The sequence below is a fragment of the Novosphingobium sp. BAM6 genome, assembly GCF_057784955.1.
In genome coordinates, this window is the sequence record NZ_JBYNTR010000001.1 from 1,294,709 (window position 1) to 1,308,608 (window position 13,900).

The window sequence follows — 13,900 nt, forward strand, 5'->3', positions numbered from 1 at the left end:
GCGCGGTCTAAAAGACCGCCATCTTCAAAAGCGAGACGATAAGGATGCCAACCCCCGCTATACCCGCCGCAGCGAACACGCTGAAGGTTATTCCATACTGCTGCGGCTTTGCGGCTCGGCTTAGTGGTTTGACGGGCCATTTGCTGGGGATCGTGCCAGTTAGGACCGCTGGCACGAGGTGATAGGCCGCGACGGTGATGAGCGCTAGCCCGACGAACACGCTCTGATTCATTCGGGTCTTTCCGAGTTCAATCCCTGCTTCACTAGCATGCACATTGGCAGATAAAAGCACGGTTGGTGAATAACCGCAATGAGACGTCTGCGGACACTGCCTTCTTTTGTCATTCCTATGAAACTACAACTGGCAAATGCACAAACAGCAGATACGAAAAGGCCCGCGAAACCATTCGGTTGCGCGGGCCTTTTCGTCAGATGATCGGCAGTGAACGCCGGATCAGTACTTGCCCCAAACGAACTTGGACGACAGCGCAAAGTTCCACACCGCGCCCAGCACGATGCCCGTCACAACCGCGATGGCCGAGTGAATGCCGATGGTCTTGAGCACAGCTGCCGAACCGACATTCGTCAGCAGGCCCAACGAGCAGGCCACGGCGAACTGAGCCCAGCCGCGCAGCACCGGGCCAAAGCCGCGCAGGCGCTTGTCCGAATAGGTCAGTTCGTTGTTCAACACGAAGTTGAAGGTCATCGCCACCAGCGCCGCAATCGCATTGGCGACGTTGAAGGTCGTGCTTTCCGACCAGTTACCGATCACGAAGCGCACACCGAACACGAAGTGCAGCAAAATCCACAGCGCGGCGACCTGTACCACCACACCCATCGCGCCCACCGTGCCGAACAGCGCGAAGCGCGTCGGGATGATGCGCCCGAGCCACTTGTCGTAAAGGCCAACGAGGAATTCGAACACGACAGTCTGATCCAGCTTGCTCTCGCCTTCCGCGCGGGCGGCGAAGTTCATGGGAAATTCCTTGACCCGCAGCGGCGTGTCAACGGTGGCGAGAATATCGAGAAGGATCTTGAAGCCCACGCCCGAAAGACGATGCGCATCCGCGCGCAGGATCTTTGCCGGGATCAGGAAGAAGCCGCTCATCGGGTCGGTCAGTTCGACACCCGTTACCTTGTTGGCGATCTTGTTGGCGAAGCCTGAGGCCTTCACGCGGTCAGGGCGGCCCCACTCCTCGGTGCTCGCCCCTTCGGCGAAGCGCGAGGCATAGGCGAGGTCGTACTGGCCCGAGTTCACCGCCGCCAGCATGCCGCGCAGCAGCGCCGGATCGTGCTGGTGATCGGCATCCATCACCGCGACGAAGGGTGCGCTGGTGGCGCACATACCCTCGATCGCGGCGCTGGCAAGGCCCCGGCGACCGATGCGCTGGATGCAGCGTACGCGCGTGTCTTCCTGCGCGATGCGGCGCACCTCGTCGGCGGTGCCGTCGGGGCTGTTGTCATCGACGTAGATCACTTCCCACGCGATGCCTGCCAGCGCCTTGTCGATCCGCTCGACCATCGTGGCGATGTTCTTGCGCTCGTTATAGGTCGGCAGGACGATGGCGAGTTCGAGCGGGCGCAGATCTGCCTGCGGCTGCGCGACGGGCGTCTGCGGGATGCTCTCGGGAGCGATATGTGTACCGATAGTGGTCATGCGTCGTGTCTTGGGTCTAAACCTGAAAATTCCGTCAGCGATCGCTCTTACAGGCGTTCGAGCACGGCGTCACCGATTTCGCGCGTGCCGTGGCGGCCGCCCAGATCGCCGCCCTTGATGCCATCGGCCAGCGTCGCCGCGACTGCCGCCTCGATGCGCAGCGCCTCGGCTTCGAGGCCCAGCGAGTGGCGCAGCAGCATGGCGGCCGAGAGGATCGTCGCCATCGGATTGGCAAGGCCCTTGCCCGCGATATCCGGCGCCGAACCGTGGATCGGCTCGTAAAGACCGAAGCTGCCTTCCGCGAGACTCGCCGAGGCGAGCAGGCCGATCGAGCCCACGCACATGCTCGCCTGATCGGAAAGGATATCGCCGAACAGGTTGCCGGTGACGATCACGTCGAAAGCGCCGGGGTTCTTCACCAGCTGCATCGCCGCGTTATCGACATACATGTGGGTCAGCTCGACCTCGGGATATTCCGCCGAGACTTCGATCATCACGTCGCGCCACAGCTGCGAGGTTTCCAGCACGTTAGCCTTGTCGACCGAGCACAGCTTCTTGCCACGCGTCAGCGCTGCCTTGAAGCCCACGTGTGCGATGCGGCGCACTTCGTCCTCGGCGTAGGACATCATGTCCCAGCCCTGACGGCGACCGTCTTCCAGCGTGCGCGTGCCCTTCTCGCCGAAGTACACATCGCCATTCAGTTCGCGCACGATGAGGAGGTCGATCTCGCCCGAAATCTCGGGACGCAGCGAGGACAGGTCCTCCAGCCCCTTGAACACCTGTGCGGGGCGCAGGTTGGCGAACAGGCCCAGTTCCTTGCGCAGGCCCAGAACGGCCTGCTCGGGACGCAGCGCGCGCTCCAGATGGTCGAGATCGAAATCGCCCACCGCGCCGAACAGGATCGCATCGGCCGAGCGCGCGATGTCCAGTGTTTGCGCGGGAAGCGGATGGCCGTGCTTACGATAGGCCGCGCCGCCGACATCGCCCTCGACGAGTTCGAGACCCGGAAGATCGAGCGCCTTGAGCACCCGAACAGCCTGTTCGGTCACTTCGGGGCCAATTCCGTCGCCTGCAAAAACCGCGATACGCATGATGTCCGCTTCCTCGTCTTTCAACCGCTGATACGCGCAAGCCGCTCTCGCAGCAAAGCGCGGGCCGCCATAGCGTCTTGGCGGCGATCGGCAAGCGGATAGCGCGAAAGCTGGGTGCCCAGCCTATCGAAAACCGCCAGCATCGCATCCCAGTCGTCCTCTTCCGGGCGGCTGACGGGCACGCCATAGCCCAGTTCGCGGAGCATCAGCACTTCGTAGGAGAGCAGCGCAATCAGCCAGCCGCGCGCCGACGGGGCCAGACATACCGCATCGAGCAACGCATCCAGCGCGCCGGGCAGCGCCGGATAGGGCTGTCGTTCGGGCAAGGCGGCGGCGGTCAGCGTCGTCACCCAGCCGATCGCGGCCGCGGGCAGCGGTTCGGTCAGCCATGGCGCGCGGCTCTGCACCAGTTCCAGCCGCGCGAAAGGTAGCTGCGTCTCGGTGCGCGAACGGACATCCACCTCCACCCGGTTGCCGGGGATCAGCACGGGCCGCAATTCCCGCCCGCGCCCGCCTGCGACATAGGCTGCGACCAGTCCCGCCTCGGCAGTCAGCAGACGGACGATCGAGGCCGTCTCGCCATGGGCGCGCACGGCGCAGACCAGCGCGGTAGTGCGAAGCTGCACGTCTCAGACGCCCCAAACGACGAACGCGCCGGAAGATCCGGCGCGTTCACGAAAACGGAAATGCTGACTGAGGATCAACCTTTAGCTTCGAGTGCGGCGATGCGCGCCTTCAGATCCTCGACCTCGGCGCGCGAGGACGCGGCCATTTCCTTCACCGCCTCGAATTCCTCGCGGCTGACGAAGTCCATGTCGCCGAGCATCTCACGGAACCGCTCGCGCGCCGAATCGCGCGCTTCGCGGGTCATACCGGCCAAGGTGCCGGCGGCGCTGTTCATCATCTTGACGACATCGGCGATGAAAGGGTTTTCGCTCTGCATGGCGCCTAGATGGCGGCTTGCGCGCGTTACCGCAAGAGGGACTTACATCTCGCCCTAACCGTCGTCCCAGCGGAAGCTGGGACCGCTCTCGATGAAGCGTCCTGCTCACAGCGATCCCGGCCCACTTCGGAATGACGACTGACAACTCCGCTCAGCCTAAATCTGTCGACGACCGCATCGTCGCCATATCTCAGCCCGCAAGCAATCCTATCCAAAAAAAGGCACAAAATATCCAGAAAGACCAATGCGCTTTCATCTTCACTTTTACTGCCGCCGCACCTTTCGAATAATATGCCTGAACATAGGTCGAGCCATCTTTTCGTGTGCGTGCGCGACTTTGCATACCGGCCCAAGGCTGTGAGGTCTCATGCGTCCTCTTTGCGAACATTACGATTATGTCCACAATCATGCCAAACAGCCCGCAAAAACAGAGCAACGTCATAAGTCCCGCACGCATCCCCACCCCCTCAGATCTCGATCCGCTGTACCGCGCCCGAGCCTTGGGCGCCGTCCTGTCCGGGGTTCGCCTGAAGGAAGGCGTAGTTGAGGTACGTCGCGAACAGGATCCACGCGAGGTAGGGCACCAGTAGCAGCGCGGCGGGGCGGCGCACGCGCCAGAAGGCGGCGATGGTGACGATCACGGCGAGGTCGAGCAGGCCGATCACCACCAGCCCCGCATGCATCTTGTGCGCGCCGAAGAACACCGGCGACCAGGCGAGGTTGAGCACCAGCTGCACACCGAAGAACACCAGCGCCAGCCCGCGTAGGCGCGCGCCTCTGGCCGCAGCGACCATCGCCGCGGCAAGCCCCATCATCACATAGAGAAGCGACCAGACAATCGGAAACACCAGCGGCGCGGGGTAGATCGAAGGCTTCACCAGCGCGGCAAACCACGGGTTGTCCGGCCCGCTTACCGAGGCGCGCCCCGAAATGAAGCCGAGCAGGATCACCAGCGGCACGATCACCAGAGTCCAGCGCCAGAAACTGGCCCGCAACTGGCCGGGAGAGGCAATCGACTGCATCAGCGCTTCATACTCCGGGACGCAGAACCCCGAATCAAGGGTTCCGCAGGAACAGACGAGGGTTTGTGCAGGCTGGCCGGGCTATGTGCAATCGCAAGGTTTATCCCGCGTTTGCCTCACTTTGAGGCGCACGAAGCGCGGAAATCAGGAACTCGACGTTGCCTTCCGGTCCCGTAATGGGACTCTCGACGATGCCCTGCACCTGCCAGCCGTCCGCTTCCAGCCAGTCGCGCACCTCGTTGCAGACGCGTTCGTGCAGCGCCGGATCGCGCACCACACCGCCCTTGCCCACTTCGCCGCGCCCGACCTCGAACTGCGGCTTGATCAGCGCGACGAGACGACAATGCGGCGCTGCAAGGCGCAAGGGCACTTCCAGTACCTTGGACAGACCGATGAAGCTGGCATCGCAGACCACCCAGCCATAAGGCCGGTCGATCATCTCGGGCGTCAGCACCCGCGCGCTGGTCTGCTCCATCACCGTGACGCGCGGATCCTGCCGCAGCTTCCACGCCAGCTGGTTGGTGCCCGAATCGACCGCGAAGACATGCGCCGCGCCGTTCGTGAGCAGCACATCGGTAAAGCCGCCGGTCGAACTGCCGACGTCCATCGCCACGGCATCCTTCGGGTCGAGGCCGAAATGCGCGATGGCATGGGCGAGCTTGAGCCCCCCGCGCGAGACCCAGGGGTGATCGCGCCCGCGCACCTCCAGCGGCGCATCGCCACGCAGCGACTGGCCGGGCTTGGCGATCTTGGTCTCGCCCGAGAACACCAGCCCCGCCAGCACAAGCGCCTGCGCCCGCGTGCGGCTTTCGGCATGGCCTCTGTCCACCAGCATCTGATCGACGCGCTGCTTTGCGGCGGGCTTTTCGGGCGCCTTGCGGGCAGCGCCCGCCTCGGCAGGCGTTGGGGCAGATTGGGGCTGGTGTGGGTCGGTCATCGGCAAAGGGCCCTTGTGATAGGCGGCGCCTCATTCCATACCGAGGGGATGAAGGCAAATCCGGCCCGCCCCGTTATCCGCGCTCTCCGCCCCCAAGACAACCGTGCACGCCCTGCCCCGCGCGGCAGCGCATCCTCGACAGCGCGCCGCCTATTCCTCGGGGCAGGCATCGCACTGACCTCCCTGCTGGCCGCAGCGTGCGTGCCGCAGGTAGAAGCACCCGGCGGTGCCAGAGTCGGCGGAGGCCATCACGGTCATCACCTGCCCCCGCGCCCTGCCCCGCAATATATGCCCAGCACGCCCTCGTCGCCAGTGGCTCCCGCCTCGCAGGACTGGCGCGATGCGCCGCGCACGGCAGGTGACTGGACATGGGGACCAGTCGGCGGCGGCACGCGCGCCAGCTACGGCGACATGGCAGGTGGAAGCCTCTTTTCGCTGACCTGCAACCACGCCGCCCGCACGATCGTGTTGATGCGCACCTCGTCGATAACCACGCCTGCGACCATGCAGATCACCACGACCTACGGCGCGCGCAGCTTCACCGCGAGCCCAGTGCCCGGCGGGCTCGCCATCACGCTCGCGGCAAGCGATCCGCAACTCGATGCCATGGCCTTCAGCCGCGGTCGCTTCGCGGTATTCACCAGCGGTGCCCCCACGCTCTACCTGCCCAGCTGGGCCGAGGTTGGCCGGGTGATCGAGGACTGCCGCTGAAAGCGGACGTGCTCGCCCGATCCCGGCAGCGATTCTTTTCCGTCAATTGTGTAAAAGTGCGCAGATAATTGGGAGAATTTGCGCCGTTTTCGTGCGCTTTGGGCACGCAGCGGACCTTTGCCGAAACAACGGCGAAAAGGCTCCGATTCCTGCGCCGTTTCGCTGGGGATAACCGGCGGGAAGCAACGATATTGACCGCAAAAAACAGGATTACAAGTCTTGTGATGCACTGCGGAATGCGACACATTTTCCTCAAGACAACGGCCCCCGGTTTACGCGCCTGGGCGCAGCCGAAGTCCCAGCCGCAGCGATGCGGCGTCTATGGCTCAACAGCGCGAAAGGAGGTGATCCGATGTCTCATGGTTCAGCAGAGAGGTCGGCAATTTCCGTCGTGAGGCATTATCGCTGATACGCTCTTTGGAGCGCTTGCGATAAAGGTCTCACTGGCGGCACTTCCCGGCCGCTGACCATGCGAAGGGTCGTACCGAGATATCGGTGCGGCCCTTCTCAGTTATGGGCTTGCTCAGCGGACAGCCTTGCACGGCTTCGAGCGCTCTGTGTCCGTCTCTACCCCGGTTGTGTCCGTTTCAGTCCGTTTCAGCTGTCTTCGCGAAACAGAGAATTCAGAACGGCAGATCGACCAGATCCGGCGCTACCCAGTCACGCCGGGCGAGCGGCGAGAACAGCCGCTCCCGGCTCCAGTGCGTCAGCAGCCAGTGCGAACGCCCCAGCGATGAGGACATGATTTCGGCAAGCACATCAGCGAGTTGTCGATCATCGAGCCGCACTTTCGCCGCGCGCAGCGAGGCCAGCGTGATCGTGTGGTGATAGCCTGAACTCTCCGTGTTCGCCGTCCCCGTCGCTTCATTGTACGCCGATATAATGGCGCGCAGCGCGACGGGCTCGGCGCACTCCGAGCGATGGCGCAGCAGCCATACCACCGCCGCGAAATGCGCCTCGTGCGTCCATTGCGCCTTGGGCAACGAGCGGTCGAGCAGGCCCATAGCGACGGCCTCGATGGCGGTGTTGTCCAGCATGATCCCGGCGTCTTGCCGTATCCGCACGCGATGCACCAGCCGGGTCATCGGCGCCCGCGCTTTTTCCGCAGTTTGCGTGGCTTGCACAAGGTGCTAAGAAAAATGCACGCGATGGAAAATTTCCATTACCTTGTCATTTAGGCAATTTTAGTTCACTGGGGCCGTCCCCCACCCGTTTCAAAGGACCCTTTCGATGGCGACTCTCGCCGATACCGGCCTCGCATTCACCACCCTGCCCCATCCGGCTCCGGCCAGCGACGAGCAGCGCGCGGCGGTACTCGCCAACCCCGGTTTCGGCTCGCACTTCACCGATCATATGGTCGTCATCGAATGGAGCGAAGGCAACGGCTGGCATGACGCCACGCTCGGCCCGCGCGGCCCGCTGGCCCTCGATCCGGCCGCCGCCGTGCTTCACTATGCCCAGGAAATCTTCGAAGGCCTGAAGGCTTACGTGCAGGCCGATGGCAGCGTTTCGCTGTTCCGCCCCGAAGCGAATGCCCGCCGTTTCAACGATTCCGCACGTCGCCTTGCCATGCCCGAACTGCCCGAGGCACTGTTCATCGAGGCGATCGAACGGCTGGTTCGCGCCGATCGCAGCTGGATTCCCGAAGGCGAAGGCGCCTCGCTCTACCTGCGCCCCTTCATGATCGCGACCGAGGCATTCCTGGGCGTGCGCCCGGCCAAGAGCTACAAGTTCATCGTCATCGCCAGCCCGGCAGGCAACTACTTCAAGTCCGGCTCACCCGCAGTCTCGATCTGGGTAAGCGATTATGTTCGCGCCGCGCCCGGCGGCACGGGCGCCGCCAAGTGCGGCGGCAACTACGCCGCCAGCCTCGTACCGCAGGGCGAGGCTATCGCACGCGGGCACGATCAGGTCGTGTTCCTCGATGCCGTAGAGCGCAAGTGGATCGAAGAACTGGGCGGCATGAACCTCTACTTCGTCTTTGCGGACGGCACTCTTCTGACCCCGGAACTTACTGGCACCATCCTGCCCGGCATCACCCGTGACAGCCTTCTGACGCTGGCGCGCGAGGAAGGCCTGCAGGTGATCGAAGGCCGTTATTCGATGGACGAATGGCGCGCTGCTGCTGCCTCGGGCAAGCTGCTGGAAACCTTCGCCTGCGGCACAGCAGCCGTGGTAACGCCGGTGGGCAAGGTCTGTGGCCATGACGGCGATTTCGAGATCGGCACCGGCGGCCCCGGCCAGCTCACCCAGAAGCTGAAGGCACGCCTTGTTGCAATCCAGCGCGGCCAGGAGAGCGACACGCACGGCTGGGTCCGCAAGATCGCCTGAGCAGGCTTTACATATTGACTGGTCTAAAAAAGGGCGCCGGATCCATGAGGTTTCGGCGCCCTTTTTCATGCGGCGATTTTTCTTACGCCCCTGTCGTTTCGCGCCATCAATGACAGCGCCTTGGCGATGTGGAGAGCGGCTTGCCGTACGCGAGGCCCGCACCGCAGCGCAGAACCTGCAAGGCATGTGCATGTCCCAGCAGTAAATTCTGCAAGCGCTGCTCCTTCAGACCGTGCGCAGTACGTGGCAGCAGGTCAAGATAGGCCAGCGCCAGCGGTAGAAAAGCACGCACGGCGACATCAAAATCCCGACACGCCTCAAGACTGGCAGCATCGCGCCGTGTCGCCCGCAAGTGCGCATCTTCGACAGCCCAGTAAGCGACAAAAGGCTCGAGCGCGGAAAAACGGCGCGGCAACAGGGACGAAAACGCAGAAAGGCTCGACATGCGGACATGACCTTAGAAATAGATATGCGACCGGGCGTTTCCGTGCCCCTGGGCGATTGCCCCTGCAGGCTCCTTACCGGCACATCACTGATCCGTGCCTGAAGATAACCCTAGGTATTTTCACTGGATTAGTGATGCCTTCTCCGAAGGCTTGTCGTGACGCAGACCGCTCCCTACTTCCCCTCGCGACCCTTCCTCGCAGGAGCTTGCCATGTCCGATCCCGTTTACACCCCGCCCAAAGTCTGGACCTGGGACAAAGCCAACGGAGGCCAATGGGCAACGCTCAACCGCCCCGTTTCCGGCGCTACGCATGACAAGGACCTGCCGCGCGGCGAACATCCCTTCCAGTTGCACTCACTTGGCACGCCCAATGGGCAGAAGGTGACGATCCTGTTCGAGGAACTGCTCGACGCCGGATTCTCCGAGGCCGAGTATGACGCCTGGCTCGTGTCGATCATGGATGGGGACCAGTTCGGCAGCGGTTTCGTTGCCATCAACCCGAATTCGAAAATCCCCGCCCTGCTCGACTGCTCGGGCAAAGAGCCGTTTCGCGTGTTCGAATCGGGCGCAATCCTGATGCATCTCGCCGAAAAGTTCGGCGTCTTCCTGCCCACGTCCGGCCCGGCACGCGCCGAGTGTCTGTCCTGGCTGATGTGGCAGATGGGCAGCGCACCGATGATCGGCGGCGGCTTCGGGCACTTCTATGCCTATGCACCCGAAAAATACGAATATCCGATCAACCGCTATGCCATGGAGACCAAGCGCCTGCTCGACGTGGCGGACAAGCGCCTGGGCGACAGTGAATATCTGGCCGGCGCTGATTACACTATTGCCGACATGGCGGCCTACGGCTGGTTCTCGCGCATGGTGAACGGCGAAGCCTATGGCGATGCCCGTGAATTCCTGCAGGTGAGCGAATATGGGAACCTCGTGCGCTGGTCGAACCAGCTTGGCGCACGTCGCGGCGTGAAGCGCGGGTCGATCGTCAATCGCAAGGGCGAAGGCTTCGTCGAAAACCGCCACAGCGCAGCGGATATCGACGCGATCCTCGGCTCAGACTGATGCTTTACAGCCGGTGCGGAGAAACACTCCCGCACCGGCTGCGAAATGACCATTTTTCCTGCCGAGAGGCCTTTTCAGCCCGGCAATTTGTCGCTAAGCGCCACTTCCCTGATGGGGCGTCGCCAAGTGGTAAGGCACCGGTTTTTGGTACCGGCATTCGCAGGTTCGAATCCTGCCGCCCCAGCCAGCCGAATCCTTGAAATTCGGCCCTTGATCATTGATCCTGCTACACAATCCTGATTTTCGAAACTTTCGTCGCTTGGACTCGCTGGACTGGGCTAGCCCGGGTTAGACGGCGTTTGTATCACGATTTGTATCATGATTTTCTGCGAGTCGGGGCCGGCCATGGAATCGGTAAATGGCACGGAAAATTGCGTTCTCACCTCTTGCTCTGGACGAGCTCTCTGTGGGGTCAATCAGGGATCCTTTGTATCCCGGTTTAAGCCTGGAACGGCTTCCCAGCGGTAAAAAAAACTGGCGTTACGCACGCCGTCTGGCCGGAGACGGTCAGTTGATCCGGATGCGCTTGGGGCCCTATCCTGCTCATACACTTGCTGACGCCCGGGCTTGACCTCGGCAATGGTGGGGTCGCGATAAAGCCCGAGGAAGGACATCGCTGTCGAGAGCACCCCGGATCGCTCGTTTTCGCTCTTGTTGAGCAGTTCATATGGTTGGGATCTTCGGGACTGACGAACAGGTGCAGATTGACGAAGCCAGGCTCCGCGATGACCATGACTGCAATCAATCCTTCGACACCCCGAGACGCCGCTCCATTTCCTCCAGAGGAACACCTTTAGTTTCCGGGAAGTAGAACAGCACGAGGCAGAACTGCGCGGCCATCATCGCGGCGAAGAAGAAGAACGGCAAGCCGCCGGACACCGCAGCGATCGCCGGAAACGCCGCCGCGATCATCGCATCGAAACCCCAGTGCGTAGAAGCACCGATCGCGCTGCCCCGGCTGCGAACGCTTGTGGGGAAGACTTCCGAGATATAGACCCAGATGACGGCACCGGTGCTGGGCGCGAAGAAGGCGATGAAGCCGATCAGCGCAGGGAGCACGATCCATCCGGGCAGCAAGCCGCTCATCGCAAGGCCTGCAACGACAAGGCACGCCCCCATACCCGCCGAACCGATCAGCAGCAGTGTGCGGCGCCCCAGCCGATCGATCAGCGCCATGCCCACGGCCGTGAAGACGGCATTGACCACGCCGATAATGATCGCCTGGAGATCGGGTGAAAGACTTCCGCCAGCCTTCGCGAAGATGTCGTTGAGATAATAGAGCAGTGCGTTGATACCCGAAAGCTGGTTGAACGCCGCGACCATGAACGCCAGCATAATCGGCTTGCGGTGGCGCGACCACGAGAGCTTCGCCCCGCTTGGCCGCTCGGTCAGGGCCGTGCGGACCGCCGCGATTTCCGCGTCGGCGCCCGCATCGCTGAGCCCGACATGAACGAAGGCGTCGCGCGCTTCGGTTTCGCGCCCCTTGGCCAGAAGCCAGCGCGGGCTGTTAGGGATGCGCAGCAGAAGCAACAGGAACACGGCAGCGGGCACGGCGGAAACGCCGAATTTCCAGCGCCAGTCGTCCGCGCCGATGTCCATCCCGGCAATCACCGCGTTGGAAACATAGGCCGCCAGAATGCCGAAGATCACCATGAACTGGAACGAGGCGACCAGTCCGCCCCGGCGTGAAGACGGCGCGATTTCGGCGATATAGACCGGCGCCAGCGCCGAGGAACCGCCCACCGCCAGCCCGGCGATCACGCGAAAGACAATCAACGAACCCCAGTCCCACGCCATCGCCGAGCCCAGCCCTCCGACGACGTAGAAGATCGCCAGGATGCGCAGCGTGTTACGACTGCCAAAGCGGTCACCGGGAATGCCTGCCGTGAGCGCGCCGACCAGCGTGCCCCACAGCGCCGAGGATACCGTCACGCCCAGCCACACATCGTCGAGGGCATAGACCCGCCGCAGCGACTCCGTCGTGCCGGAGATCACCGCTGTGTCGAACCCGAACAGCAGTCCCGCCAGTGCCGTCGTGACGATGCACGCCAGCAGGCCGCGATGAGCGAGCGACGGCCCCTGCCCGTCAGGCGAGGGCACCGAGAACGGCGTGACGGTGATGGCCATGAGCGAAATACCTCTTCCCGGCAGGTTTGCGTTTCTTCGCAACGCGCGTGCGGCCTTTCGGCTCCATCATGCGTTGCTATGATGATACCGCTCTGGGCAGCAGTAACAAGGACTTGGACATGTATCTCGGGATCGACCTGGGCACTTCGGGCGTCAAAGCGGTGATCGTCGACGATGGCGGGATGGTCGTCGCCCAAGCGACTGCGCTGCTCGACGTGTCGCGCCCGCAGCCACTGTGGTCGGAGCAGGACCCGGCCGACTGGTGGGCGGCCACCGAGGCCGCTATCGGCGAACTCGATGCCGGTCTACGCCGCAAGGTCCGCGGGATCGGCCTGTCCGGGCAGATGCACGGCGCCGTGGTGCTGGACAAGGCCGACCGGGTGCTGCGCCCCGCGATCCTGTGGAACGATGGCCGCGCCGGGCCGCAATGCGCTGCGCTTCTGGAGCGCGAACCGCATGCCCGCGAGATCACCGGCAATGCGATCCTTGCCGGTTTCACCGCCCCCAAGCTGTTGTGGCTGGCAGAGCACGAACCCGATGTCTTCGCCGCCACGCAAGGCGTCCTGCTGCCCAAGGACTGGCTGCGTCTGAAAATGACCGGCGAACGGGTGTCCGACATGTCGGATGCCAGCGGCACGCTGTGGCTCGACGTTCGCGCACGGCAGTGGTCCGACGCCATGCTCGAAGCCTGCGGGCTCAGCCGCAGCGCGATGCCGGAGCTTGTGGAAGGCAACATGCCATCCGGGCGCCTGACCGCAGAGGTTGCCGCCCGCTGGGGCATGGACCGCGTGCCGGTGGCAGGGGGCGCCGGAGACAATGCGGCAGGCGCGGTCGGGTTGGGCGTCGTGCAACCGGGGCAGGCGTTCCTGTCGCTAGGCACTTCCGGGGTGATCTTCAGCGTGTCGGATGGCTTCCAGCCCGACGTATCGCGCGGCATTCACGCCTTCGCGCACGCCATTCCGGACACCTGGCACCGCATGACCGTGATGCTGTCAGCCGCCGCCTGTCTGGACTGGGGCGCGCGGGCGCTTGGCTTTGCCGACGTTCCCGCGCTGCTTCAGGAAGCGGAGGAGGCAGATCCGCGATCCGGGGTGATCTTCCTGCCCTATCTTTCCGGTGAGCGCTCTCCCCATGCCGATCCCGATGCCACCGGCGCATGGCTCGGCATGACCGGCGCGACAGCTCGGGCAGATCTTGCCCTGGCCATTCTCGAAGGGGTGGCGATGGGCCTGCGCGACGGTCTCGATGCGCTGGAGGCGAACGGCGAACGGATCGCAAGCCTGTCGATGGCAGGCGGCGGCTCACGCTCGGCCCAGTGGGGCAGGATCATCGCAGGCGCGCTCGAACGCCCCCTTGTCTGGCATGAAGGCGCTGCCGTCGGCCCGGCGCTTGGCGCCGCGCACCTTGCCCGGCTGGCGCTGGGGGAGGACGACATCGCCAGTATCGCGAAACCCGGCCCTGTCAGCGCACGTATCGACCCGGCCCCTGACATTACGGCGCGACTGGCGGCGAAACAGCCGCATTTCCGTGCGCTGTACCGAGCACTCAAAACCGCACGATAGGCAAAACCGCA

Annotated in this window: 14 protein-coding genes and 1 tRNA gene; 6 read left to right on the top strand and 9 right to left on the bottom strand. The window is 63.6% G+C overall.

Features of this window, described 5'->3' with window-relative positions:
* Positions 1-454: 454 nt before the first annotated feature.
* The 6 genes from AC3EC3_RS05945 to AC3EC3_RS05970 all read right to left on the bottom strand — a co-directional run bounded on the left by AC3EC3_RS05945 (position 455) and on the right by AC3EC3_RS05970 (position 5,650).
* Entirely contained in the window at positions 455-1,657 is a 1,203-nt protein-coding gene (locus AC3EC3_RS05945; RefSeq protein WP_488488693.1) for a glycosyltransferase, read from the bottom strand.
* Between the two features lie 47 nt (positions 1,658-1,704).
* Positions 1,705-2,748 carry a 3-isopropylmalate dehydrogenase gene (gene leuB / locus AC3EC3_RS05950; protein WP_488488694.1) on the bottom strand — a complete coding sequence of 348 codons (1,044 nt, stop codon included), beginning with the start codon at positions 2,746-2,748 and terminating at the stop codon, positions 1,705-1,707.
* Between the two features lie 20 nt (positions 2,749-2,768).
* Positions 2,769-3,374 carry a DNA repair protein RecO gene (gene recO / locus AC3EC3_RS05955; RefSeq protein WP_488488695.1) on the bottom strand — a complete coding sequence of 202 codons (606 nt, stop codon included), beginning with the start codon at positions 3,372-3,374 and terminating at the stop codon, positions 2,769-2,771.
* A 74-nt stretch (positions 3,375-3,448) separates the two neighbouring features.
* Positions 3,449-3,691 carry an accessory factor UbiK family protein gene (locus tag AC3EC3_RS05960; protein ID WP_488488696.1) on the bottom strand — a complete coding sequence of 81 codons (243 nt, stop codon included), beginning with the start codon at positions 3,689-3,691 and terminating at the stop codon, positions 3,449-3,451.
* A 467-nt stretch (positions 3,692-4,158) separates the two neighbouring features.
* Entirely contained in the window at positions 4,159-4,713 is a 555-nt protein-coding gene (locus tag AC3EC3_RS05965; protein WP_488488697.1) for a TspO/MBR family protein, read from the bottom strand.
* 100 nt (positions 4,714-4,813) lie between these two features.
* Positions 4,814-5,650 carry a TlyA family RNA methyltransferase gene (locus AC3EC3_RS05970; protein ID WP_488488698.1) on the bottom strand — a complete coding sequence of 279 codons (837 nt, stop codon included), beginning with the start codon at positions 5,648-5,650 and terminating at the stop codon, positions 4,814-4,816.
* 288 nt (positions 5,651-5,938) lie between these two features.
* On the opposite strand from AC3EC3_RS05970, the gene AC3EC3_RS05975 reads away from it, so the two are divergent.
* Positions 5,939-6,361 carry a hypothetical protein gene (locus tag AC3EC3_RS05975; protein WP_488488699.1) on the top strand — a complete coding sequence of 141 codons (423 nt, stop codon included), beginning with the start codon at positions 5,939-5,941 and terminating at the stop codon, positions 6,359-6,361.
* 623 nt (positions 6,362-6,984) lie between these two features.
* On the opposite strand, the gene AC3EC3_RS05980 is transcribed toward AC3EC3_RS05975, so the two are convergent.
* Complete coding sequence (locus AC3EC3_RS05980) at positions 6,985-7,446, bottom strand: hypothetical protein (protein WP_488488700.1); 462 nt, start codon at positions 7,444-7,446, stop codon at positions 6,985-6,987.
* Positions 7,447-7,591: 145 nt separating this feature from the next.
* Here AC3EC3_RS05980 and AC3EC3_RS05985 point away from each other — a divergent pair, with 145 nt between their 5' ends.
* A complete protein-coding gene (locus tag AC3EC3_RS05985; RefSeq protein WP_488488701.1) occupies positions 7,592-8,692 on the top strand; it encodes a branched-chain amino acid aminotransferase in 1,101 nt (366 codons plus the stop codon).
* A 106-nt stretch (positions 8,693-8,798) separates the two neighbouring features.
* Here AC3EC3_RS05985 and AC3EC3_RS05990 read toward each other — a convergent pair whose 3' ends face one another.
* Positions 8,799-9,137 carry a hypothetical protein gene (locus tag AC3EC3_RS05990; RefSeq protein ID WP_488488702.1) on the bottom strand — a complete coding sequence of 113 codons (339 nt, stop codon included), beginning with the start codon at positions 9,135-9,137 and terminating at the stop codon, positions 8,799-8,801.
* Positions 9,138-9,348: 211 nt separating this feature from the next.
* Here AC3EC3_RS05990 and yghU point away from each other — a divergent pair, with 211 nt between their 5' ends.
* From yghU to AC3EC3_RS06005, 3 genes are all read left to right on the top strand, one after another.
* Positions 9,349-10,200: a glutathione-dependent disulfide-bond oxidoreductase gene (yghU, locus tag AC3EC3_RS05995; RefSeq protein ID WP_488488703.1), complete on the top strand. Its 852-nt coding sequence runs from the start codon at positions 9,349-9,351 to the stop codon at positions 10,198-10,200.
* Positions 10,201-10,312: 112 nt separating this feature from the next.
* Positions 10,313-10,387: transfer RNA gene (locus tag AC3EC3_RS06000), tRNA-Gln, on the top strand.
* Between the two features lie 171 nt (positions 10,388-10,558).
* On the top strand, positions 10,559-10,771 hold the full coding sequence (locus AC3EC3_RS06005; protein WP_488488704.1) for an Arm DNA-binding domain-containing protein: 213 nt from the start codon (positions 10,559-10,561) through the stop codon (positions 10,769-10,771).
* 170 nt (positions 10,772-10,941) lie between these two features.
* On the opposite strand, the gene AC3EC3_RS06010 is transcribed toward AC3EC3_RS06005, so the two are convergent.
* A complete protein-coding gene (locus AC3EC3_RS06010; protein ID WP_488488705.1) occupies positions 10,942-12,327 on the bottom strand; it encodes a sugar porter family MFS transporter in 1,386 nt (461 codons plus the stop codon).
* A 119-nt stretch (positions 12,328-12,446) separates the two neighbouring features.
* Here AC3EC3_RS06010 and xylB point away from each other — a divergent pair, with 119 nt between their 5' ends.
* Entirely contained in the window at positions 12,447-13,889 is a 1,443-nt protein-coding gene (gene xylB, locus AC3EC3_RS06015; protein WP_488489217.1) for a xylulokinase, read from the top strand.
* The last annotated feature ends 11 nt before the right edge of the window (positions 13,890-13,900 follow it).